24 protein-coding genes are annotated in these 20,998 nt (G+C 69.5%); 12 read left to right on the top strand and 12 right to left on the bottom strand.

The window, feature by feature from the left end; translation table 11 throughout:
* Window position 1 precedes the first annotated feature (1 nt).
* From OG730_RS21440 to OG730_RS21450, 3 genes are all read right to left on the bottom strand, one after another.
* Entirely contained in the window at window positions 2-1,033 is a 1,032-nt protein-coding gene (locus OG730_RS21440) for an alanine racemase (protein WP_250738614.1), read from the bottom strand.
* Between the two features lie 67 nt (window positions 1,034-1,100).
* The gene (locus OG730_RS21445; protein ID WP_243331146.1) at window positions 1,101-2,219 is read right to left on the bottom strand and encodes a lipid II:glycine glycyltransferase FemX; all 1,119 of its coding nucleotides are present in this window, start codon (window positions 2,217-2,219) and stop codon (window positions 1,101-1,103) included.
* A gap of 128 nt (window positions 2,220-2,347) precedes the next feature.
* On the bottom strand, window positions 2,348-2,662 hold the full coding sequence (locus OG730_RS21450; protein WP_327305762.1) for a hypothetical protein: 315 nt from the start codon (window positions 2,660-2,662) through the stop codon (window positions 2,348-2,350).
* Window positions 2,663-2,912: 250 nt separating this feature from the next.
* Between OG730_RS21450 and rpsF the strand changes: the two genes are divergently transcribed.
* The 4 genes from rpsF (at window position 2,913) to rplI (ending at window position 4,626) form a co-directional block, all read left to right on the top strand.
* Window positions 2,913-3,203, top strand: a complete 291-nt coding sequence (rpsF, locus tag OG730_RS21455) for a 30S ribosomal protein S6 (protein ID WP_015034882.1) — start codon at window positions 2,913-2,915, stop codon at window positions 3,201-3,203.
* 72 nt (window positions 3,204-3,275) lie between these two features.
* Window positions 3,276-3,881, top strand: coding sequence for a single-stranded DNA-binding protein (locus OG730_RS21460; protein ID WP_327305763.1), 606 nt, complete (start codon window positions 3,276-3,278; stop codon window positions 3,879-3,881).
* A 43-nt stretch (window positions 3,882-3,924) separates the two neighbouring features.
* On the top strand, window positions 3,925-4,161 hold the full coding sequence (gene rpsR / locus OG730_RS21465; RefSeq protein ID WP_005315025.1) for a 30S ribosomal protein S18: 237 nt from the start codon (window positions 3,925-3,927) through the stop codon (window positions 4,159-4,161).
* Window positions 4,162-4,179: 18 nt separating this feature from the next.
* Window positions 4,180-4,626 (top strand): 50S ribosomal protein L9, encoded by a 447-nt coding sequence (rplI, locus tag OG730_RS21470; protein WP_243331152.1) that lies wholly within the window; start codon window positions 4,180-4,182, stop codon window positions 4,624-4,626.
* 121 nt (window positions 4,627-4,747) lie between these two features.
* Here rplI and OG730_RS21475 read toward each other — a convergent pair whose 3' ends face one another.
* Window positions 4,748-6,085, bottom strand: coding sequence for an MATE family efflux transporter (locus tag OG730_RS21475; protein ID WP_327305764.1), 1,338 nt, complete (start codon window positions 6,083-6,085; stop codon window positions 4,748-4,750).
* 452 nt (window positions 6,086-6,537) lie between these two features.
* Between OG730_RS21475 and dnaB the strand changes: the two genes are divergently transcribed.
* Together dnaB and OG730_RS21485 are read left to right on the top strand one after the other, a co-directional pair.
* Window positions 6,538-8,001 (top strand): replicative DNA helicase, encoded by a 1,464-nt coding sequence (gene dnaB / locus OG730_RS21480; RefSeq protein ID WP_266882008.1) that lies wholly within the window; start codon window positions 6,538-6,540, stop codon window positions 7,999-8,001.
* Between the two features lie 10 nt (window positions 8,002-8,011).
* Window positions 8,012-9,397, top strand: coding sequence for a serine hydrolase domain-containing protein (locus OG730_RS21485; RefSeq protein WP_327305765.1), 1,386 nt, complete (start codon window positions 8,012-8,014; stop codon window positions 9,395-9,397).
* 10 nt (window positions 9,398-9,407) lie between these two features.
* On the opposite strand, the gene OG730_RS21490 is transcribed toward OG730_RS21485, so the two are convergent.
* The 3 genes from OG730_RS21490 to OG730_RS21500 are packed head-to-tail and all read right to left on the bottom strand — an operon-like array spanning window position 9,408 to window position 12,004.
* On the bottom strand, window positions 9,408-10,583 hold the full coding sequence (locus tag OG730_RS21490) for a winged helix DNA-binding domain-containing protein (RefSeq protein ID WP_327305766.1): 1,176 nt from the start codon (window positions 10,581-10,583) through the stop codon (window positions 9,408-9,410).
* Between the two features lie 51 nt (window positions 10,584-10,634).
* Window positions 10,635-11,099 (bottom strand): GNAT family N-acetyltransferase, encoded by a 465-nt coding sequence (locus OG730_RS21495; protein ID WP_327305767.1) that lies wholly within the window; start codon window positions 11,097-11,099, stop codon window positions 10,635-10,637.
* Between the two features lie 17 nt (window positions 11,100-11,116).
* On the bottom strand, window positions 11,117-12,004 hold the full coding sequence (locus tag OG730_RS21500) for a GNAT family N-acetyltransferase (protein ID WP_327305768.1): 888 nt from the start codon (window positions 12,002-12,004) through the stop codon (window positions 11,117-11,119).
* A gap of 125 nt (window positions 12,005-12,129) precedes the next feature.
* Between OG730_RS21500 and OG730_RS21505 the strand changes: the two genes are divergently transcribed.
* Entirely contained in the window at window positions 12,130-12,780 is a 651-nt protein-coding gene (locus tag OG730_RS21505) for an HAD family hydrolase (RefSeq protein ID WP_327305769.1), read from the top strand.
* Between the two features lie 121 nt (window positions 12,781-12,901).
* Entirely contained in the window at window positions 12,902-14,137 is a 1,236-nt protein-coding gene (locus tag OG730_RS21510) for a globin domain-containing protein (RefSeq protein ID WP_327305770.1), read from the top strand.
* Window positions 14,138-14,163: 26 nt separating this feature from the next.
* Here the strand turns inward: OG730_RS21510 and OG730_RS21515 are convergent, their stop codons facing one another.
* The 4 genes from OG730_RS21515 to OG730_RS21530 all read right to left on the bottom strand — a co-directional run bounded on the left by OG730_RS21515 (window position 14,164) and on the right by OG730_RS21530 (window position 16,808).
* Window positions 14,164-14,643 carry an NUDIX domain-containing protein gene (locus OG730_RS21515; protein ID WP_327305771.1) on the bottom strand — a complete coding sequence of 160 codons (480 nt, stop codon included), beginning with the start codon at window positions 14,641-14,643 and terminating at the stop codon, window positions 14,164-14,166.
* Between the two features lie 118 nt (window positions 14,644-14,761).
* The gene (locus OG730_RS21520; protein WP_327305772.1) at window positions 14,762-15,925 is read right to left on the bottom strand and encodes a cystathionine gamma-lyase; all 1,164 of its coding nucleotides are present in this window, start codon (window positions 15,923-15,925) and stop codon (window positions 14,762-14,764) included.
* Window positions 15,922-16,413, bottom strand: coding sequence for a low molecular weight protein-tyrosine-phosphatase (locus OG730_RS21525; protein WP_327305773.1), 492 nt, complete (start codon window positions 16,411-16,413; stop codon window positions 15,922-15,924). The genes OG730_RS21520 and OG730_RS21525 overlap by 4 nt, the downstream gene beginning before the upstream one ends.
* Before the next feature lie 11 nt (window positions 16,414-16,424).
* Window positions 16,425-16,808 (bottom strand): phage holin family protein, encoded by a 384-nt coding sequence (locus OG730_RS21530; RefSeq protein WP_327305774.1) that lies wholly within the window; start codon window positions 16,806-16,808, stop codon window positions 16,425-16,427.
* Between the two features lie 89 nt (window positions 16,809-16,897).
* On the opposite strand from OG730_RS21530, the gene OG730_RS21535 reads away from it, so the two are divergent.
* The 4 genes from OG730_RS21535 (at window position 16,898) to OG730_RS21550 (ending at window position 19,185) form a co-directional block, all read left to right on the top strand.
* Window positions 16,898-17,215 carry a cupin domain-containing protein gene (locus OG730_RS21535; RefSeq protein ID WP_327305775.1) on the top strand — a complete coding sequence of 106 codons (318 nt, stop codon included), beginning with the start codon at window positions 16,898-16,900 and terminating at the stop codon, window positions 17,213-17,215.
* Between the two features lie 175 nt (window positions 17,216-17,390).
* Window positions 17,391-17,609 (top strand): DUF5326 family protein, encoded by a 219-nt coding sequence (locus OG730_RS21540; RefSeq protein ID WP_243331368.1) that lies wholly within the window; start codon window positions 17,391-17,393, stop codon window positions 17,607-17,609.
* A 291-nt stretch (window positions 17,610-17,900) separates the two neighbouring features.
* Window positions 17,901-18,638 carry an IclR family transcriptional regulator gene (locus OG730_RS21545; protein ID WP_327309354.1) on the top strand — a complete coding sequence of 246 codons (738 nt, stop codon included), beginning with the start codon at window positions 17,901-17,903 and terminating at the stop codon, window positions 18,636-18,638.
* 97 nt (window positions 18,639-18,735) lie between these two features.
* Window positions 18,736-19,185 (top strand): SsgA family sporulation/cell division regulator, encoded by a 450-nt coding sequence (locus OG730_RS21550; RefSeq protein ID WP_243331178.1) that lies wholly within the window; start codon window positions 18,736-18,738, stop codon window positions 19,183-19,185.
* Between the two features lie 213 nt (window positions 19,186-19,398).
* On the opposite strand, the gene OG730_RS21555 is transcribed toward OG730_RS21550, so the two are convergent.
* Window positions 19,399-20,805, bottom strand: coding sequence for a YibE/F family protein (locus OG730_RS21555; RefSeq protein WP_327305776.1), 1,407 nt, complete (start codon window positions 20,803-20,805; stop codon window positions 19,399-19,401).
* Window positions 20,806-20,998 lie beyond the last annotated feature (193 nt).

Below are 20,998 nucleotides of genomic sequence, written 5' to 3' on the forward strand. Positions count from 1 at the left end.
CTCAGGCGTCGAGCACCCGGTCGAACTGCGTGGTGGTGTGGCGCAGGTGCGCCACCAGCTCGTCGCCGACCTTCGGCTCGGGAGAGTCCGACGGCACGAACAGGATGGACACCTGCATGTGCGGCGGCTCGGCGAACCAGCGCTGCTTGCCCGCCCACACGAACGGCGACAGGTTCCGGTTGACGGTGGCGAGTCCGGCGCGGGCGACGCCCTTGGCGCGCGGCATCACCCCGTGCAGGGCCTTGGGAGCCTCCAGGCCGACTCCGTGCGAGGTGCCGCCGGCGACGACGACCAGCCAGCCGTCGGAGGCGGCCTTCTGCTGCCGGTAGCCGAACCGGTCACCCTTGGCGACGCGGGTGACGTCGAGGACCGCGCCGCGGTACTCGGTCGCCTCGTGGTCGCCCAGCCACAGCCGGGTGCCGATGCGGGCCCGGAAGCGCGTCTGCGGGAACTGCTGCTGCAGCCGCGCCAGCTCCGAGGCCTTCAGATGGCTGACGAACATCGTGTGCAGCGGCAGCCGGGCCGCGCGCAGCCGGTCCATCCAGCCGATGACCTCCTCGACGGCGTCCGAGCCGTCCGGGCGGTCCAGCGGCAGGTGCAGGGCGAAGCCCTCCAGCCGGACGTCCTCGATCGCCGAATGCAGCTGGCCGAGCTCCTGCTCGGAGATGCCGTGTCGGCGCATCGAGCTCATGCACTCGATGACCACCCGGGCGCCGACCAGGCCGCGCACCCCGTCCAGCGAGGACACCGAGCGGATGACCCGGTCCGGCAGCGGCACCGGCTCCTCACCGCGCCGGAACGGGGTGAGGACGAGCAGGTCACCCCCGAACCAGTCCTTGATGCTGGCGGCCTCGTAGGTCGTGCCGACCGCGAGGACGTCGGCACCCATCCGGGTGGCCTCCTCGCAGAGCCGCTCGTGACCGAAGCCGTAGCCGTTGCCCTTGCAGACGGGGATCATCCCCGGGAACTGGTCCTGGATCTGCTTCTGGTGCGCACGCCAGCGCGCGGTGTCGACGTAGAGCGTGAGCGCCATGCCCGTCCGGAGCCTTTCTCGAAAAGCTGCGTGGTGCAGCGGTGCGGTGTGTGTGGATGGGGCGGGGTCAGCGACGCGACATGTAGATGTCGAGCGCCTTGTGTAGCAGCTTGTTGAGCGGGAAGTCCCACTCGCCGACGTATTCGACGGCCTCGCCGCCCGTGCCGACCTTGAACTGGATCAGCCCGAACAGGTGGTCGTTCTCGTCCAGGGTGTCACTGATGCCGCGCAGGTCGTAGACGCTTGCGCCGAGCGCGTAGGAGTCGCGCAGCATGCGCCACTGCATCGCGTTCGAGGGACGGACCTCGCGCTTGTGGTTGGCGGAGGCGCCGTACGAGTACCAGACGTGCTGGCCGACGGTGAGCATCGTGGCGGCGGCCAGCGGCTCCCCCTCGTGCGTGGCGATGTAGAGCCGCATCCGGTTGGGGTCCTCGGAGTTGAGGGCCGTCCACTGGCGCTGGAAGTAGCTGAGCGGGCGCGGGCGGAACTTGTCGCGCTCGGCCGTGACCTCGTACAGCTTCTGCCAGGTCGGCAGGTCCTCGTAGCCGCCCTGGACGACCTCGACGCCGGCCTTCTCGGCCTTCTTGATGTTGCGGCGCCACAGCTGGTTGAAGCCCTTGAGGACGTCGTCCAGCGAGCGGTTGGCCAGGGGGACCTGGAAGACGTACCGGGGCTGGACGTCGCCGAAGCCGGCGCCGCCGTCCTCGGCCTGCTGCCAGCCCATCCGGCGCAGCTTGTCGGAGACTTCGAAGGCGCGGGGCTCGATGACGGAGGCCTCCACGTCGCGCAGGCGCTTGACCTCCGGGTCCTGGATCCCGGCCTTGATGGCGGTCGAGTTCCAGCGGCGGATGACGACGGGCGGGCCCATCTTCACGGTGAAGGCGCCCTGCTGCTTGAGGTGCGCCAGCATCGGCTGGAGCCACTCTTCGAGATTGGGGGCGTACCAGTTGATGACCGGGCCCTCGGGGAGGTACGCGAGGTACCGCTTCACCTTGGGCAGCTGTCGGTACAACACGAGTGCGGCGCCGACGAGTTCGCCGGACTGGTCGAACCATCCGAGGTTCTCGGAACGCCACTCGTTCTTCACGTCGGCCCACGCCGGGACCTGGCAGTGGCTAGCCGACGGCAGGCTCTGGAGGTAGCCCAGGTGCTGCTCTCGGCTGATGGTCCTCAGGGACAGGCTCATGCGGGGCGTCTCCTCGGCGGCTTCGCTGGCTATGGCGCGAAGCCTACTGCGACGGGGGCGCCACCCATCTGGGGGACAGGCCGTGCCTGGGCCGGTGGGAGGCCGGCGCCCCGTCGCGGAGCACCCGGTCAGCCCAGCCAGCCGCCGAAGAGACCGCCGTGCGCCATGCCCAGGAAGAAGCCGATGGCCGAGGCTCCGAGGCCGATGATCAGTGCTGTGCGTTCGCGTGTCGTGACGGAGATGAACTGGCCGTAGAGCCCGGTGGCGATCCCGATCAGCCCGGTCCACGAGCTGAGCAGGTGCAGATGGTGGAAGAAGCCCGTGACGAACGCCACGGCGCCGAGGACCAGGGTGACGGCCACCAGGGTGTCCTGGAGCGGATGGGGCTTGCCGTCGGTCGCGAAGAGCGAGATGGAGGACTGAGGACGCATTGCCTGTGCCATCGGAAGGCACCTCCTGGCTGCAGCAGAGCGGTGCTGCGGGCTTCCTGCGGCAGGAGCCGAAGGCATAGCACCGAGCACACCCGATGCATACAGATTGTGGCCTCCTGCTGCCGGATTTCAACCGGAAGGAGTCGAGGAGGTAGTCTGTACAGCTGCGCGGTGTCTGCTCTGCAGATGCCGTGCGCACGCATCACGACCCTCCTGCCACGGAACGACCGTGGCCGCTGAGTCCAAAGGAGGTGGGTTCCACATGCGTCACTACGAAGTGATGGTCATCCTCGACCCCGATCTCGAGGAGCGCGCTGTCTCCCCGCTGATCGAGAACTTCCTTTCTGTCGTCCGTGAGGGCAACGGAAAGGTCGAGAAGGTCGACACCTGGGGCCGTCGTCGTCTCGCTTACGAGATCAAGAAGAAGCCCGAGGGCATCTACTCGGTCATCGACCTCCAGGCCGAGCCTGCGGTCGTCAAGGAGCTTGACCGACAGCTGAACCTGAACGAGTCGGTTCTCCGGACCAAGGTCCTCCGCCCCGAGACCCACTGAACTTCGGTTCAGCGGTAATCGGGACCGAGTAGCACAGCAGCCCAGCAGCAATCCCCGCCGAGAGGTTCATCCATGGCAGGCGAGACCGTCATCACGGTCGTCGGCAATCTCGTCGACGACCCCGAGCTGCGCTTCACCCCCTCGGGTGCGGCGGTCGCGAAGTTCCGTGTCGCGTCCACTCCCCGCACCTTCGACAAGCAGACCAATGAGTGGAAGGACGGCGAAAGCCTGTTCCTGACCTGCTCGGTCTGGCGTCAGGCGGCTGAGAACGTCGCCGAGTCCCTTCAGCGGGGCATGCGCGTCATCGTGCAGGGCCGGCTGAAGCAGCGGTCGTACGAGGACCGTGAGGGTGTCAAGCGCACGGTCTACGAGCTGGACGTCGAGGAAGTCGGCCCCAGCCTGAAGAACGCCACGTCCAAGGTCACCAAGACCACTGGTCGCGGTGGTCAGGGTGGATACGGCGGCGGTGGCGGCGGTCAGCAGCAGGGCGGCGGCGGTGGCAACTGGGGCGGAGCCCCCAGTGGCGGCGCTGCTCCCCAGGGCGGCGGAGCACCCTCCGACGACCCCTGGGCGTCCAGTGCGCCGGCCGGCGGCCAGCAGCAGGGCGGCGGCGGTGGCGGTTGGGGCGGAAGCTCCGGCGGCTCCGGCGGTGGCTACTCGGACGAGCCGCCCTTCTAGGGCAGCTCGCACCCCCACTTCTTGATTTCACAGGAGAGACACAATGGCGAAGCCGCCTGTGCGCAAGCCTAAGAAGAAGGTCTGCGCGTTCTGCAAGGACAAGACCGCGTACGTGGACTACAAGGACACGAACATGCTGCGGAAGTTCATTTCCGACCGTGGCAAGATCCGTGCCCGCCGCGTCACCGGCAACTGCACGCAGCACCAGCGTGACGTCGCCACGGCTGTGAAGAACAGCCGTGAGATGGCACTGCTGCCCTACACGTCCACCGCGCGATAAGGAAAGGGTGACCGAATAATGAAGATCATCCTGACCCACGAGGTCTCTGGCCTCGGCACCGCTGGCGACGTCGTCGACGTCAAGGACGGTTACGCTCGCAACTACCTGGTCCCGCGTGGTTTCGCGATCCGCTGGACCAAGGGTGGCGAGAAGGACGTGGCGCAGATCCGCCGCGCCCGCAAGATCCACGAGATCGCGACCATCGAGCAGGCCAACGAGTTCAAGGCCAAGCTCGAGAATGTCAAGGTCCGTCTGGCCACCCGCGCGGGTGACGCCGGTCGTCTCTTCGGTTCCGTCACGCCCTCCGACATCGCCACGGCGATCGAGGCGTCCGGTGGCCCGAAGGTCGACAAGCGCCGCGTGGAGCTGGGCTCCCCGATCAAGACCCTCGGCTCGTACCAGGTCTCCGTGCGTCTGCACGCTGACGTGGCCGCGACCGTCGGCATCGAGGTCGTCGCCGCCTAAGGGCTGCGCATGAAGGGCCGCACCCCTGTGGGGGTGCGGCCCTTCTTCGTTGTTTCACGTGAAACAGAGCCGCCGAGCCGCTCATGTTTCACGTGAAACAACGCCTCGGGGCTCTTACGGGCTACCGCGTGGCCCCGGCGACCAGCCAGCGGCCCGAGCGGGCACGCAGCTGGAGGGTGACCATCCGGACCAGCATCATCAGGGTCATGGCGCACCAGAGGGCCGTCAGACCGCCGCCCAGGGCCGGTACGAGCAGGGCTGCCGGGGTGAAGACCGCGAGGGTCAGGAGCATGGCCCAGGCCAGGTAGCGTCCGTCGCCCGCGCCCATCAGGACGCCGTCCAGGATGAAGACGATTCCGGAGACGGGCTGCGAGACGGCCACCACGAGCAGGGCCGGCAGCAGGGCGTCCTCGACGGCGGGGTCGCTGGTGAAGAGCGGGATGAACACCGGTCGGGCCGCGATCACGAGGAGTCCCAGGACGATGCCGGAGACGATCCCCCACTGCACCATGCGGCGGCAGGCGGCCTCGGCCCCCTCGGTGTCGCCCGCGCCGAGGTAGCGGCCGATGATGGCCTGCCCGGCGATCGCGATCGCGTCGAGCGCGAAGGCGAGCAGGCTCCACAGGGAGAGCAGGATCTGGTGGGCGGCGATGTCGGCGTCCCCGAGGCGTGCGGCCACGGCGGTCGCGATCAGCAGGACGGCCCGCAGGGACAGGGTGCGGACCAGCAGCGGTGCACCGGCCTGAGCGCAGGCCCGGATGCCCTCGGCGTCGGGCTTCAGGGAGGCGCCGTGCTTGCGGGCGCCCCGGACGACCACGATCAGGTAGGCGGCGGCCATGGCGCACTGGGCGATCACCGTGCCCCAGGCGGAGCCCGCGATGCCGAGGCCGGCCCCGTAGACGAGGGCGACGTTCAGGCCTCCGTTGAGGGCGAAGCCGCCGATCGCGACGTAGAGCGGGGTACGGGTGTCCTGGAGGCCGCGGATGACGCCGGTGGCGGCGAGGACGATGAGCATCGCGGGGATGCCGAGGGCTGAAATCCGCAGGTAGGTGATCGCGTACGGGGCGACGGTGTCGGAGGCCCCGAAGAAGGAGATCAGGGTGGGTGCCGTGGGGAGCACGACGGCGACGACGGCCGCGCCGAGGAGCAGGGCGAGCCAGATGCCGTCCATGCCCTGCCGGATGGCGGCCTGGAGGTCGCCCGCACCGACGCGGCGGGCCACGGCCGCGGTGGTGGCGTAGGCGAGGAAGACGAAGATGCTCACGGCTGTGGTGAGCAGTGCGGCGGCGATGCCGAGACCGGCCAGCTGGGGTGTGCCGAGGTGCCCCACGATGGCGCTGTCGGCCATCACGAAGAGGGGTTCGGCGACGAGGGCGCCGAAGGCGGGGACGGCGAGTGCGAGGATCTCGCGGTCGTGCCGTCTCGGGGCAGCCTTCGGTGCGGTGGGGGCCTGTCTCATGTGCTCAATCTAATCTTCCACAGGTAATAGACGCAAGGCCTCTGGGATCCTTACCGATACGCCGATTCGCGCGTTCGTCCCACCTCGTTGGAGGCGATCTCGAGACAGTGGCGAAAAATTTTCTCCCCCACAGGCGGTGGAGGGGGAAATCCCAGGTCAGATGGGGTATCTGGGTAGGGCAGGTGATTTTGTCCACAGCACCGTCCCCCGGTCCGTGCACAGCTTCCGGGGAGTTACCCACAGCATTGGCGCCGTCATCCACACCTCATCCACACAGCCTGTGGATAACAAGATTGGCTGACGTCGCCGACGGCCCTACCGTTGGTCGTTGTCCGACTCGCCGAGAGCCGATTCGGGTGCCCCAAATGTCAGAGCCGTGTCGTAGAAAGAGTGACACGGCAAGGTCCGCGTTGCGGACGGGAGGAGGCGGCCCGGTGAGCATGTCCGAGCCCATGGACGACCCCTGGGCCGACAGCGGTCCAGGTGACCGTCTGCCCGCCCGCCCGCGCCGCAACGGCGAAGGCCGTGGCCGCGGGGACGAACAGAGCGATCGGGGCCGTGAGGGCGGCTCCTGGGACGGTGGTGGCGGCGGCTTCGAGCGGGTCCCGCCCCAGGATCTCGACGCCGAGCAGTCCGTCCTGGGCGGCATGCTGCTGTCCAAGGACGCCATCGCCGACGTGGTCGAGGTGCTGAAGGGCCACGACTTCTACCGCCCGTCGCACGAGACGATCTACCAGGCCATCCTTGACCTCTACGCCAAGGGAGAGCCGGCCGACCCGATCACCGTCAGCGCCGAGCTCACCCGGCGCGGTGAGATCAGCAAGGTCGGCGGGGCCCCCTACCTGCACACCCTGGTCCAGTCGGTCCCCACGGCGGCGAACGCCGAGTACTACGCGGAGATCGTCCACGAGCGGGCGGTCCTGCGCCGGCTGGTCGCCGCGGGCACGAAGATCACGCAGATGGGCTATGCCGCCGACGGGGACGTCGACGAGATCGTCAACAGTGCCCAGGCAGAGATCTACGCCGTCACCGAGCAGCGGACGTCCGAGGACTACCTGCCGCTCGGCGACATCATGGAAGGCGCCCTCGACGAGATCGAGGCGATCGGTTCGCGCAGCGGCCAGATGTCGGGCGTCCCGACCGGGTTCACGGACCTGGACTCGCTGACCAACGGTCTGCACCCGGGCCAGATGATCGTCATCGCGGCCCGACCCGCCATGGGTAAGTCCACCCTCGCGCTGGACTTCGCCCGTGCCTGTTCCATCAAGGCCAACCTGCCCAGCGTCATCTTCTCCCTCGAAATGGGCCGCAACGAGATCGCGATGCGCCTGCTCTCGGCGGAGGCCCGGGTGGCCCTGCACCACATGCGCTCCGGCACGATGACGGACGACGACTGGACCCGGCTGGCCCGCCGGATGCCGGACGTCTCCGCGGCCCCGCTCTACATCGACGACTCCCCGAACCTGTCGATGATGGAGATCCGGGCGAAGTGCCGCCGGCTCAAGCAGCGCAGCGACCTGTCGCTCGTCGTCATCGACTACCTCCAGCTGATGCAGTCGGGCGGCTCGCGCCGGCCCGAGAGCCGCCAGCAGGAGGTCTCCGACATGTCCCGAAACCTCAAGCTCCTGGCGAAGGAGCTGGAGGTCCCGGTGATCGCGCTGTCCCAGCTGAACCGTGGTCCCGAACAGCGCACCGACAAGAAGCCGATGGTCTCCGACCTGCGTGAGTCCGGTTCGATCGAGCAGGACGCCGACATGGTGATCCTGCTGCACCGCGAGGACGCGTACGAGAAGGAGTCCCCCCGGGCGGGTGAGGCCGACCTGATCGTGGCGAAGCACCGTAACGGTCCGACGGCGACCATCACCGTGGCCTTCCAGGGCCATTATTCGCGGTTCGTGGACATGGCCAACACGTAGCATCCGCAGCATGGATGCCGCGTTGAATGATCTTGTCCTGCTGCCCGCGACCAGGCGTGCGCTGAGTCATCGAATCGCGGTGGCGCAGCGCGAAGGCCGCGCTCCGTCCCTGGTGGCGTCCGTGGTGAGGGGCGGAGAGGTGGTCTGGGAGGGGTCCCGGACCATGGTCGAGGGGCATGGCCCCGACGGAAACGTGCAGTACCGGATCGGGTCGATCACCAAGACGTTCACCGCCGTGCTCGTGATGCGGCTCCGGGACGAGGGCCTGCTCGAACTGGGCGACCCGATCGAGAAGTTCCTTCCGGGTACGGGCGTCGGCGAGGTGACGGTGGGGCAACTGCTGTCCCACACCTCCGGACTGGCGGCGGAGACGCCCGGCGAGTGGTGGGAGCGCACGGCGGGCACCTTGCGGCCCGAGCTCTCGGACGTCCTGGGCGAGCGCCCCTTCCGCTTCGAGCCCGGACGGCGCCACCACTACTCCAACCCGGGCTACACCCTGCTCGGTTCGCTGGTGGAGGCCGTCCGCGCGAGGCCGTGGGAGGAAGCGCTCCGCACCGAGGTGCTGGAGCCGCTGGGGCTGGAGCGCACCACCGCGCAGCCGGTGGCCCCGCATGCCGGCGGCTGGGCGGTGCACCCGTGGGCCGACGTGATGATGCCGGAACCCATGGAAGACCTCGGCCTCATGGCCCCGGCCGGCCAGCTGTGGTCCACGACCGGCGACCTGGCGAAGTTCGCCGCGTTCCTCGTACGGGGCGACGCGCGCGTGCTGAGCGCCGGGTCCGTGCGCGAGATGCGGACGGCGGCCACTCCCCCGGAGCCGGGCATCGCCGACCTCGGATACGGGCTCGGGATGCAGCTGACGCTGAACGGCGGGCGCCGGCTCGCGGGCCACAGCGGCTCGCTGCCGGGGTTCGTCGCCGGGCTGTGGCTGAGCGAGGAAGACGACGTGGCCGCGGTGGTGCTGGCCAACTGCACCTCGGGGCTGCCCGCTTCGGCCCTCGCGGCCGATCTGGTGGGCATCGTCGCCGAGGCCGAGCCGCGGATCCCCGAGCCGTGGCGGCCGCTGCGGGAGGCCGATCCCGTCGCGCTGGAGCTGTGCGGCCCCTGGTACTGGGGCACGTCCGCCCAGGCCGTACGGCTGACCTACGACGGGTTCCTGGAGCTGGGCCCGGTGGGCGGGAGCGGCCGGTCCGCGCGTTTCCGGCCCGAGCCGGACGGCAGCTGGACGGGACTGGCCGGCTACTACGCGGGTGAGTCGCTGCGGGCCGTACGGCGGCCGGACGGATCGGTGAGCCACCTCGACCTGGGCTCGTTCGTGTTCACTCGCGAGCCCTACGACCCCCAGGCACCGGTGCCCGGCGGGGTCGACCCGCAGGGCTGGCGGGGCATCGGCTAGCGGAGCGCCCTCATCCCGCTACGAGTTGACGCTCCAGCGGGGTGCGGAAGCGGGGGGTGACGCGGGCCTCCCCCAGCCAGGCGGCGAGCCGGACGCCCTCGGCGGCGATGGCCTTCGCGGCTTCGCCGCCGGGGTCGCCCAGCAGCCGGTGGACGATTTCTCCGTCGCCGCGCTGGGCCCAGCCGCCGACGATCTCGCCGTTCCACCACACGGTGGGGCCGATGTTGCCGGAGTGGTCGAAGAGCGGCGGGCGGTGGGCGGGGTCAAGGTGGAAGCCCCGGTCCGCCCAGCCCATCGCACTCGGGTCCAGGGCGGGCAGCAGGGCGGCCCAGGGCTCCTGCTCGGGTTCGGGCCCGGTGTCTCCGGGGCAGACCAGCGCGGTGGCGCCGTCCTCGAGCCGGACCTCGTCGGGGCCGACGGCCGCGAGCGCCTTGCGTACCTCGGTGAGGGTCCACCCCGTCCACCACTTGAGGTCGGCCTCGGTGGCCGGGCCGTAGGCGTGGAGCCAGCGGCGGGCGATCTCGGCGCGGGCCTCGGCCGCGAGCGCGGCGGGCCAGGGTTCGGTGTGGATCCAGCGGTATTGGCTGGAGGTCCACGATCCCCGGGGCCGGTCCCTGCGGATCCTGCCGTCGGCGGCCAGCAGCCGGATGACACGGGTGGCGACACCCGTCTCGGTCTCGTACTTCTTGCCCCGGCCGTAGACGAACTTCCGGCGCAGGGCGGGGACGGCCGAGGAGAGCTGGCTTCCGGTGGAGGGGCCGTGCGCGTCGAGCGCGTCCAGCACGGCGGCCTCCACCTGGGCCAGCCACTCCGCGTCGAGCCCCTGACCGTCCTCGTCGAGGTGCTTGAGGAAGGTGCGGCGCTCCTTCACGGCGATCCCCCGGGCCGTGGAGGCGTCCACGTACGGGGCGAGCTCGGCGGAGACGGCGAAGAGCGTGTTGCGCATGCTGAGCAGCCGTACGAGGGTCACGTCCTCGTACAGGGCCCGCTCGATCGTGGCGGGCGTGCCTTCGCGCAGTCGGGCGCGGGCGGAGAGGAAGACGGTCGCGGCATCGGTGGCGTGCAGCGCGACGACGGAGTCCGCGGCCTCGGACACGGTGGCGGCGCGCGCCGACGGGGCCAGGCGGTGCCGGCGGCCGAGGCGCCGGCGGCGCTCCGCGGTGGTGACGAGGGGAAGACTGCTCATCCTCCCGATCGTAGGCCGGGCCGCCGACGGCGACCCGGCCCACACGGGATCTCAGAGCTGGAGCTTGAACCCGACATGGGAAGCGGTGAAGCCGAGCCGCTCGTAGAAGCGGTGGGCGTCGGTGCGGCTCACGTCCGAGGTGAGCTGGACGAGCGCGCAGTTCTCGGCACGGGAGCGCTCGATCGCCCATTCGATGAACTGAGTGCCCAGTCCGCTGCCGCGTTCGTCGGCGTGGACGCGTACGCCCTCGATGATCGAACGGGTGCTCCCCTTGCGGGAGAGCCCGGGGACGATCGTCAGCTGGAGGGTGCCGACCACGCGGCCCGCGCGGACGGCGACGACCACGTGCTGGTGCGGATCGTCCGTCAGCCGCTTGAGCGCCGCGACGTACGGGCTGAGATCGTCCGGGGACTCCCGGGTGGCGCCGAGCGGGTCGTCCGCGAGCATCGCGACGATCGCGGGCAGGTCCTCCTCGGTGGCGGGACGGATGAACAGCCCGGAGGTGCTGTCGGCCATGGTCTGGTGCTCCTTGCTCAGCCGGCCGCGACGGTGAGCGGGGCCCAGCGGCGGGTCCAGTCACCGGGCGGACCGGGGATGTCCCGGGTCATCACGGCATTGAAGGCCACGGAGCCGAGACCGCGGTCCTTGAGCCAGCCGAGCAGCTCTTCGTGGCGTACGTCGACATCGGTGCGCAGGTCCCGGTCGGTGGTCGCCGCGAGGGCGGTGACGAGGGCCTGGGCCGCGCCGGTGTCCTGGGCCACCAGCGGTCCGATGACATGGGTGTCCATGTTCGGCCAGATGGCTCCGTAGCCGATCAGTTCCCCTGAGGGGTCCTCGGCGACGAGCAGCCGGTCCGTGAAGGCGGGCAGCCGGGTGACCAGATGGGTCCGGTCGGCGCCGAAGACCTCGGCGTCCAGCCGGAGGATCCGGGGGATGTCCCCGGCGCCGGCGGGCCGGACGCGGACGGTGTTCCGTGCGGGAGCCGCGGCATCCGGGCTGAAGGAACCGCGGAGCATTTCGGCGCGGCCGGTGGTCTCGAAGCCGAGCTCCTCGTAGAGGGGCCGTCCGTACGGGGTGGCGTGCAGGGTGAGCGGAACGCCCTTGAGGACGTCGTCGCAGATGTACGTCATCAGGCGCCGGCCCAGACCCTGGCGGGCGTAGCGCTCGGCAACCAGGACCATGCCGATCGCGGCGAGTTCCGGACCGGCCTGCGGAGGCCCGTAGTGGGTGACCACGCAGGCGGTGGCGAGTCCCCGGCCGTCGGGGGCGTCGATGCCGTAGCCGTGTCCTGCGGCGAGCAGCAGGCCCCACTTGTGGTCCTCGCGGGGCCATCCGCGGTCTTCGGAGAGATCAGCGCAGTGGTGGAGGTCGTCCACGGTCAGTGCGCGAATGGGGAGGTCGGTGAGATGGGGTGGTGTCACGGCCTCAGACTGGTTCATCGAACCGGGCCGGGTCCAGGGGATTTGGGGTGCATGTTTCACGTGAAACATCGACGCGTCCGCGGCCCACTGTTTCACGTGAAACCAACGCACTAACCTCGTTGGCTATGACCCTCCTCCACCTGTTCGACCTCGACGGGACCCTGATGTACGGCTCGGCCTCGCCGGTCGAGATCTCCCGGCAGCTCGGGCTGTCCAGTGAGATCGCCGAGCTGGAGCGGGCCTTCATGGCGCAGAAGCTCCAGCCGCACCAGTTCGCACTGGCGGTGCAGGAGCTCTGGACGAACCTGACTCAGGCCCATGTCCGGGCGGCGTTCGACGGGGCTCCGTGGCTGTCAGGGATCCGGGAGGTCTGGCAGGAGATCCGGGAGCGCGGGGACTACTGCGCGGTGATCTCGCTGTCGCCGTCGTTCTTCGTGGAGCTCCTGCTGGAGTGGGGCGCCCACGCCGCGCACGGCTCGGTCTTCCCGGAGGTGCCCTTCACCCGGCTGGTGGACGTGGCCGGGATCCTGACGCCGGCGGCGAAGGTCACGGTCGCCGACAGGCTGTGCGCGCAGTTCGGTGTGACCCGTGCCGACTGTGTCGCGTACGGGGACTCCAGCACCGACTTGGCGCTCTTCGAGGCGGTCCCGCTCTCGGTCGCGGTGAATGCCCGGCCGTACCTGGTGGAGCGGGCGACGCACGTCTACGAGGGCCGGGACCTGCGCGAGGCATACCAGCTGACAGGGGTGGCGCGCACGGGAGTTGAGGCATCTTAAGGGGAAAGTGGGTTCGAAACGCGGATTTCCCGCATTTCCCCGCAGGCTCTGGGGCGGACTGGCACGCTGTGAAACCCGGAACCACGGATTCGAAGGCCGTGGCGTGTGCAGACCTACCGAGATGCTCGAAGCGAGGCACCGCATGGACGCTCCGCCCACCAGATCGGCAAGACGGGGGCCGTCCCGGATACCGTCCGGGGGCGGTGAGCCCGAGACCTCTCCCGAACCTTCCCCCGAGCCCTCCCCGGACGCCGTCCTCATCCGCCGGACCCTCGCGGAGATCGCACCCGTCGCCGACAAGGTGACCTCCTACTTCTACGCCGTCGTCTTCACCGGACATCCGGATCTGCGGGGGCTGTTCCCCGCCGCGATGGACGTGCAGCGCGATCGGCTGCTGAAGGCACTGCTCACGGCCGCGGAGCACATCGACAACCCCGAGGTGCTCACCGCCTACCTGCGCAGGCTGGGTACGGGGCACCGCAAGTACGGAACCCGGCCCGAGCACTATCCGCCGGTGGGTGAGGCCCTGATCGGGGCGCTGGCCAGGTACGCGCAGGACACCTGGGGGCCGGAGACCGAGGCCGCCTGGGCCCGGGCGTACACCGCGATCTCCCAGATCATGATCGACGCGGCGGCAGAGGACGAGCCCAAGGCGCCGCCGTGGTGGCACGCGGAGGTGGTCTCGCACGATCTGCGCACCTCCGACATCGCGGTGATCACCGTTCGCCCCGACCAGCCCTACCCCTTCCTCGCGGGCCAGTACACGAGCCTGGAGACCCCGTGGTGGCCGCGGATCTGGCGGCACTACTCCTTCGCCTCGGCCCCGCGTGCGGACGGACTGCTGTCCTTCCACGTCAAGGCCGTTCCCGCGGGATGGGTCTCCAACGCGCTCGTGCGGCACGCCCGGCCCGGCGACGTGCTGAGGCTCGGTCCCCCGACGGGTTCGATGGTGGTCGACCACAGCACCGACAACGGAATGCTGTGCCTGGGCGGCGGCACCGGCATCGCGCCGATCAAGGCGCTGATCGAGGACGTGGCTGAGCACGGGGAGCGGCGACCGGTGGAGGTCTTCTTCGGGGCGCGCAGCGACGACGACCTGTACGACAAGGACACCCTGCTGGGGCTGCAGCGCTCGCACCCCTGGCTGTCGGTGCGTCCGGTGGTCTGCGACGAGGGCCTTGCCGGGCAACTGCCGCAGGCCGTCGGCACCCACGGGCCGTGGAGTTCGTACGACGCGTTCGTCTCGGGGCCGGCCGCGATGATCCGCAGCGGGGTGGACGCGCTGAAGAGGATCGGGATCCCCGATGAGCGGATCCGCCACGACGAGGTCGAGGAACTGGCGGGCGTCGCCGGCTGATTGCGGCGGCGCCCGCGTGCGGTGGGTCAGCCCAGGTCGGGGGCGTGCATCGCGCGCACGCCCTCGATGTTGCCGTCGAGGTAGTGGCGCAGGGACAGCGGGACGAGGTGCACCGCGGCGATGCCGACGCGGCTGAAGGGCACGCGGACGATTTCGTACTCGCCCTCGGGCTCGTCGATTTCGGGGCCGTGCCGCCGGCTGGGGTCCATGGATTCGAGATGGCAGACGAAGAAGTGCTGCACCTTGACGCCGGTCACTCCTCTGTCGGCGATGTGCTCGACGGTGTCGACGAAGCAGGGCACGACATCGGTGATCTTCGCGCCGAGTTCTTCGTCGAGCTCTCGGTGGAGGGCGTCGACGACGGTCAGGTCCGAGGGCTCCACACCCCCGCCGGGGGTGAGCCAGTAGGGGTCGACGCCGGGTTTGGTCCGCTTGATGAGGATCAGGTCGCCACCGTCGAGCAGGATCGCGCGGGCGGTGCGTTTGACCACTGGACGTTCGGTCATGGGAGAAGAGTGGCCCAGACTTCCGCTTCTGAAACGCCTGCCGGTGAAACCCGCCGGGCGGGGCACCGGGCGGGCCGAGCCGCCCCAGGGCGTGCTCGGACCGCCGTCGGCCGGCCGGTCAGCTCTTCCGGGACGCCAGCTCGAGCGCTCGCAGCACGTCCGCGACCAGGTCCTCGGTGTCCTCGGCCCCTGCGGAGAAGCGGATGAATCCCTCGGGCACGTCGTCGCCGCCCCACCGCCGGCGGCGCTCCGCGGTGGACCGGACGCCGCCGAAACTGGTGGCGTCCTCGACGAGCCGCAGGGCGGCCATGAACCGTTCCGCGTACGCGCGGTCGGCCAGGGTGAAGGAGACCACGGAGCCGAAGCCGCGCATCTGCCGTGAGGCCGTCTTGTGGGACGGATCCGACGGCAGGCCCGGGTAGCGCAGCCCGGTGACGTCGGCGCGGTCGCGGAGGGCCTCGGCGACGGCGAGCGCGTTGGCCCACTGGCGCTGGGCGCGCAACTGGATGGTGGACAGGGACCGGTGGGCGAGCCAGGCCTCCATGGGGCCGGGGATCGCGCCGACCACCTTGCGCCAGCGGCGGATGCCCGCGGCGAGTTCGGCGTCGCGGCAGACGACGTAACCGAGCAGCAGGTCGCCGTGGCCGGTCAGCCCCTTGGTGCCGCTGGCCACCGAGAAGTCGGCACCCAGTTCGAGGGGGCGCTGGCCGAGCGGGGTCGCGAGGGTGTTGTCGACGGCGACGAGGGTTCCGCCGGCGTGCGCCGCGTCCACGAGGCGTCGTATGTCGCAGACGTCGAGTCCGGGGTTGGACGGGGTCTCCAGCCACAGCAGGCGGGCTCCGTCGAGGACCGAGAGCTGGGCGTCCTCTCCGGTGGGTGCGGTGCGCACGTGGACCCCGTACGCCTCCAGCTGCTCCCGTACGAGGGGCAGCACCTGGTAGCCGTCGTCGGGCAGGACGACGGTGTCGCCGGCACGTGCCTGGGAGAGGAGTACGGCGGAGACCGCGGCCATGCCGGAGGCGAAGACGACCGTGTCGATCCCGTCCAGGCCGGGGGCCTCCAGCTCCCCGATGGCCTGCTCCAGCAGGGTCCAGGTGGGGTTGGTGTCGCGGGCGTAGGCGTAGGGGCCCTCGACGTCGCCGGGCAGGTGGAAGTGGGCGGCGAAGACGGGGCCGGGCAGCGGCGGCTCGTTCTTGACGGGCTCCGGCAGACCGGCGCGGACGGCGACGGTGCCGTCGCCGAGCCGCTCCCGTCTCGGGGTCGCGGGGTCGGGGGCGCTCATGGGGTGTGCTCCTTCACGGCTTCGCTTACGGCGGCCAGCAGGCCGGGGCTCGCCGCCTCGACCAGCTGCAGGCACTCCTCGAATCCGTCGAGGGAGCCGTAGTAGGGGTCCGGTACGTCGGTCTGGCCGGCGGAGGCCGCCGGGTCGTAGGACCGCAGCAGCCGGACCTTGGCGGCGTCCTGTGGGGTGGGGGCGAGCGCCCTCAGGTCGCTCAGGTGCCCGGCGTCGAGCGCGATGACGAGGTCGAGGCCGGCGAACCAGGAGGCCCGGAACTGCCGGGCCCGGTGGCCCGACTCGTATCCCGCGGCCTCCAGGACGGCCGCGGTGCGCGGGTCGGCCCCGTCCCCCTCGTGCCAGCCGCCGGTGCCGGCGCTGTCGACCTCGACCAGGCCCGAGAGCCCGGCGTCGGCCACGTGGGAGCGGAAGACCGACTCGGCCATGGGCGAGCGGCAGATGTTGCCGGTGCAGACGAAGCACACGCGGTACATGGGCCCCTGCTTCAGTTCTTGTCGGGCAGGACCATGTTCAGGGCCCAGGAGACGACGGAGATGATCAGGGCGCCGACGATCGCCGACCAGAAGAAGTCTTCGACGTGGAAGCTGAGGTCGAACTGCTTCGCCAGCCATGAGGTCAGCAGCAGCATCGCCGCGTTCACCACGATGGTGAAGAGGCCGAGGGTGAGGACGAACAGGGGCAGCGAGAGCAGCTTCACCACGGGCTTGACGATGAGGTTGACCAGGCCGAAGATCAGCGCGACCAGGATCAGGGAGAGCGCTTGGTGGCCCGTGCTGCTGTCGTCCTCCAGCGTGATGCCCGCGACGAGCCAGATGGCGACGCCCAGGGCTGCCGCGTTGGCGAGGGTCTTGACTACGAAATTCGTCATGTGTCTGATCGTTGCAGAGATGGTCGCGGTGGAACATCTGCTGATCTGCGGATGCTTGCCGGACGAGAGAGCACAAGGGGTACGAAAAGATGAAGGCCTTCCGGCTGGACGCGCTAGAGGCCGAGCGGGCCGCGAACGAGGGTGCCTACCTTCAGTTCCTGCGCGAGCGGAACATGTCGGTCGGGCTGTACGCACTGGACGCCGGGCAGAGCGACCCCCAACAGCCCCACGGCCAGGACGAGGTGTACTTCGTGGTGAGCGGCCGGGCCTCGATCACCGTCGGGGAAGAGACGACGACGGTCGCCAACGGGAGCGTGGTCTACGTGCCTGCCGGGGTCCCGCACAAGTTCCACCACATCACCGAGAACCTGAAGGTCATGGTCGTCTTCTCTCCGCCGGAAGGGTGAACGGCTCCCCTGGGCCTGAGGGGCCTGAGGGTCCGCGGCATCCTCCCCCTAGGGGGAGGATCAGGGGAGTACAGGGGCTCGCGGGCCCCCGCCGGGCGCCGCGGCCTCCTAGCATCGAGAGCAGGAAGTCACGGACCGTACGCACTAGGAAGAAGAGGTCGAGGACATGGAAGGCATCCGAGGGATATTCGAAGGCATGCCCTGGTGGGTCAAGTGGGTCGCCGTTCCGCTGCTGGTGCTGTTCGTCTTCGGTGGTGTGATCACCAGCATCATCGGTGCGCTGATCGGCTTCCTCTTCAAGGCGCTGCTCCTCGTGGCCCTCGTCGGCGGTCTGATCTTCGTCGTCAGGAAGTTCAAGGGCACCGAGTCGAAGTCCTCCGCCGGGGAGTGGTAGAACTGGCGCAACCAGGGTCACACCGGGATTAACCCAGCTGAGGGAACGTGAAGCCCTAAACCGCTCACAGCCCGGGAATCGGCGGATAGAGTGGCAATCTGTGCTGTTCCCTGGGCACCGAACGCCGGTAGTGCCGCTCTGACCTGCGGTTCTGTGTTAAAGCCACCGAGCACGACCCCCAGGAGTCACGGCGCACGCGGGGGCGGCCCCCGCAGGGCGGGCCCCCCCACGGCCCGCCGCCACGCCTGGGGGTGAGCTTTGTCTTCGGTTCACAATGCCGGTGTGCCGACTCTGATCGGTTCGGTGCAGCGGGCGCTGAGGCTGCTCGAAGCGGTGGGCTCCCATAGTGAGGGAGCCCCGGCGAAACAACTGGCGCGCGAGGCCGGGCTCCCGCTTCCCACCGCGTACCACCTGCTGCGCACCCTGACGCACGAGGGCTATCTGCGACGGGAGAGCGGAGTCTTCGTTCTGGGCGACGCCGCCGGCCGACTGGCCGGTGGGGGGCTTCAGCAGAAACGTCGCAGCATGATCCTCGACTCCCTCGCGCACTTCCGCGACGCGGTCGGGGCCCCCGTCTACTTCGCGGTATACCGCGAGGGTGAAATCGAGGTCGTCGGTGTCTCGGACACCCCGGCGCACCCTGCCTGCGAGGAGTGGGCCGATTTCCGCGAGACCGGCCACGCGCACGCCATCGGGCAGTGCCTGCTGGGCCAGCTCGACGAGAAGACGCGCAAGGACTACTACGACCGGCACCCGGTCGAGGCCATCACCCAGTACACCGTGCGGGATCTGCAGGCTCTGGAGCAGCGGATCGGCTCCATGGAGCGGATGCAGCCGGTGACCGAGCGGCAGGAATACGCCCTGGGTACGGTGTGCGCGGCCATCCCGATCACGGCCGGCGACACCGCCGCGACCATGGCGATTTCTCTCCCTCTGCACCAGGAAAATCGATTGCTGTATGCGGTCGATCGGCTACGGAGTGAAGTAGGCGCGCTGTTGAGCACCCTCTCGTTCTCTATCAGTATCTGAAAACTCACTCCTTGTGATCTGCAAGCGCTTCCACCACTCTTGTCAAGAGGGCCTTGGGGGATCATTCCTGGCCACTTCCACTACAGCGGGGTAGGCAATGCGCGAGTCGGTACAGGCAGAGGTCATGATGAGCTTCCTCGTTTCCGAGGAGCTCTCGTTCCGGATTCCGGTGGAACTCCGGTACGACGCTCGTGACCCCTACGCAGTCCGCCTGACCTTCCACCTTCCCGGAGATGCGCCCGTCACCTGGGCGTTCGGCCGGGAGCTCCTTCTGGACGGCATCAACAAGCCGTGCGGCGACGGCGATGTCCACATCGCTCCGACCGACCCGGAGGAGCTGTCCGATGTCCACATCCGGCTGCAGGTAGGCGCAGACCGGGCACTCTTCCGCGCGAGCGCGGCGCCACTCGTGGCGTTCCTCGACCGTACCGACCGGATCGTTCCGCTCGGCCAGGAGCGCAACCTCGGGGACTTCGAGGAGAACCTCGACGAGGCGCTCGACAAGATCCTCGCGGAGTCGCAGCAGAACGAGCAGAACGCGGGCTGACCGAAGCCCGGCCTTACGTCCGCTGACCAGGGCGTGCCGGCAAGCAGTACGGCACCATCCGCATCAACGCATCAACGCATCAACGCATCAACGCACCATCCGCATCACCACGCACCACGGCTCAGCGTGCCGACGCGCTGAGCGCTCCACCCTGCCGTTCCTCACGACCGGCCGCGTGCGCGAACTGACCGGCCGCGCCCGCCGGTCCGCCATTCAGCGCTTGCGTCGCCGGCCCCGGCCGCCGCGGAGCGGCCCCGAGGCCGCTGTGGCCGCCGGGGATTCCGCGCGGTCGGCGGACACCACGAGTGCGGCCAGCGCCGTCGTCACGGGTACCGAGGCGACCAGTCCGATCGAGCCCACGAGGGTACGTACGATCTCCTCCGCCACCAGCTCGCTGTTGGCCACCGAACCCATGCTGCTGTTCGCGATCGAGAACAGAAGAAGCAGGGGCAACGCCGCGCCCGCGTACGCCAGTACCAGGGTGTTCACCACCGAGGCGATGTGGTCGCGCCCGATGCGGATGCCTGCCCGATAGAGCCCGCGCGGGCCCATCGACGGGTCTGCCTGGTGGAGTTCCCAGACCGCCGAGGTCTGAGTGACGGTCACGTCGTCGAGTACGCCGAGCGATCCGATGATGACACCCGCAAGCAGCAAACCGCTCATGTCGATGTTCGGGTAGAGCCCGTGGATCAGCCCGGTGTTGTCGTCCGTGTTGCCGCTGAGGAACGCCCAGTCGATGAACAGGGAACCCAGCAGGCCGATCAGCAGCAGCGAGATGATGGTGCCGAGGACCGCGACCGAGGTACGGGCCGTCAGCCCGTGGCACATGTAGAGCGCGATCAGCATGATCGCGCTGGCTCCGACCACGGCCACGACCAGAGGATTCGACCCCTGCAGGATCGCCGGGAGGATGAACAGGGTCAGCACAGCGAAGCTGACGACGAGGGCGATGAGCGCGAACAGCCCGCGCATCCGCCCGACGAGGACGACCGCGAGGGCGAAGATGCCGGCGAGCAGGGCCATCGGCAGCTTGCGGTTCACGTCGATCACGGAGTACTGGAGATCCCGGGGCGCGTCGGGGGCGTAGGCGACCACCACGTCCTGGCCGTCCGTCAACTGTCGTGGTGCGCCCGGCTGGACGATCTCGAAGAACTCGCGTCCCTTGTCGGGACCGCTGCCGACCCTGATGGTGGCCTTCTTGCACTCGCCGTTCTGTTCGGCGAGAGCCTCGCGCCCCTCGGGAGTGGAGGTGTCGCCGGTGGCGGGCACCTGAGCGGCGTTCACGGATTTGCAGTCGACGTGCTGGAGCGCGACGACCGTTCCCTGCTGGGTCTGCCGGTCGAAGCCCACTCCGGTGCGCGCGTGGTCCGGCGCACCGCCGGGCCAGAGCACCGCCATGCCGATCACGACGGCGGCCGCGAAGGGGATCAGGACGGCCGCGATCACCTTGCGCAGGTGCTTCGAGACGGGGGCCGCCGGGCCATGGCTGTGCGTGTGGCCGTGGGAGTGTCCGGGAGCGTGGCCGGGCGAGTGACCGGGATCGGCGTGCGCGTGGCCCGAGTGGTCGGTGTGACCGGCGGGATCCGTGGGGTCGGTGGGGGGCTGCGGCGAGGACGTCACTGGCTGATCATCGCAACAGATGAGGGGGCCCACTGTTCAGCACGCCACACATGACGCTAGCGTGGGGGCTACTTTGCACAACGCGGGAGCTCGGAGCACCGGGCTGAGAGGGCGCTGATCACCGTTCGCATTCGAATATGCGTACGGGAGGAGGCTGCGTCGACCGCCGAACCTGTTACCGGGTAATGCCGGC

Source organism: Streptomyces sp. NBC_01298, from assembly GCF_035978755.1.
GTDB lineage: Bacteria > Actinomycetota > Actinomycetes > Streptomycetales > Streptomycetaceae > Streptomyces.

What these genes read in the sequence shown, in the direction of transcription:
- OG730_RS21440 (WP_250738614.1), bottom strand. Translation starts at nt 1,033, where the DNA reads ATGGCGCTCACGCTCTACGTCGACACCGCGCGCTGGCGTGCGCACCAG.
- OG730_RS21445 (WP_243331146.1), bottom strand. Translation starts at nt 2,219, where the DNA reads ATGAGCCTGTCCCTGAGGACCATCAGCCGAGAGCAGCACCTGGGCTAC.
- OG730_RS21450 (WP_327305762.1), bottom strand. Translation starts at nt 2,662, where the DNA reads ATGGCACAGGCAATGCGTCCTCAGTCCTCCATCTCGCTCTTCGCGACC.
- rpsF (WP_015034882.1), top strand. Translation starts at nt 2,913, where the DNA reads ATGCGTCACTACGAAGTGATGGTCATCCTCGACCCCGATCTCGAGGAG.
- OG730_RS21460 (WP_327305763.1), top strand. Translation starts at nt 3,276, where the DNA reads ATGGCAGGCGAGACCGTCATCACGGTCGTCGGCAATCTCGTCGACGAC.
- rpsR (WP_005315025.1), top strand. Translation starts at nt 3,925, where the DNA reads ATGGCGAAGCCGCCTGTGCGCAAGCCTAAGAAGAAGGTCTGCGCGTTC.
- rplI (WP_243331152.1), top strand. Translation starts at nt 4,180, where the DNA reads ATGAAGATCATCCTGACCCACGAGGTCTCTGGCCTCGGCACCGCTGGC.
- OG730_RS21475 (WP_327305764.1), bottom strand. Translation starts at nt 6,085, where the DNA reads ATGAGACAGGCCCCCACCGCACCGAAGGCTGCCCCGAGACGGCACGAC.
- dnaB (WP_266882008.1), top strand. Translation starts at nt 6,538, where the DNA reads ATGGACGACCCCTGGGCCGACAGCGGTCCAGGTGACCGTCTGCCCGCC.
- OG730_RS21485 (WP_327305765.1), top strand. Translation starts at nt 8,012, where the DNA reads ATGGATGCCGCGTTGAATGATCTTGTCCTGCTGCCCGCGACCAGGCGT.
- OG730_RS21490 (WP_327305766.1), bottom strand. Translation starts at nt 10,583, where the DNA reads ATGAGCAGTCTTCCCCTCGTCACCACCGCGGAGCGCCGCCGGCGCCTC.
- OG730_RS21495 (WP_327305767.1), bottom strand. Translation starts at nt 11,099, where the DNA reads ATGGCCGACAGCACCTCCGGGCTGTTCATCCGTCCCGCCACCGAGGAG.
- OG730_RS21505 (WP_327305769.1), top strand. Translation starts at nt 12,130, where the DNA reads ATGACCCTCCTCCACCTGTTCGACCTCGACGGGACCCTGATGTACGGC.
- OG730_RS21510 (WP_327305770.1), top strand. Translation starts at nt 12,902, where the DNA reads ATGCTCGAAGCGAGGCACCGCATGGACGCTCCGCCCACCAGATCGGCA.
- OG730_RS21515 (WP_327305771.1), bottom strand. Translation starts at nt 14,643, where the DNA reads ATGACCGAACGTCCAGTGGTCAAACGCACCGCCCGCGCGATCCTGCTC.
- OG730_RS21520 (WP_327305772.1), bottom strand. Translation starts at nt 15,925, where the DNA reads ATGAGCGCCCCCGACCCCGCGACCCCGAGACGGGAGCGGCTCGGCGAC.
- OG730_RS21525 (WP_327305773.1), bottom strand. Translation starts at nt 16,413, where the DNA reads ATGTACCGCGTGTGCTTCGTCTGCACCGGCAACATCTGCCGCTCGCCC.
- OG730_RS21530 (WP_327305774.1), bottom strand. Translation starts at nt 16,808, where the DNA reads ATGACGAATTTCGTAGTCAAGACCCTCGCCAACGCGGCAGCCCTGGGC.
- OG730_RS21535 (WP_327305775.1), top strand. Translation starts at nt 16,898, where the DNA reads ATGAAGGCCTTCCGGCTGGACGCGCTAGAGGCCGAGCGGGCCGCGAAC.
- OG730_RS21550 (WP_243331178.1), top strand. Translation starts at nt 18,736, where the DNA reads ATGCGCGAGTCGGTACAGGCAGAGGTCATGATGAGCTTCCTCGTTTCC.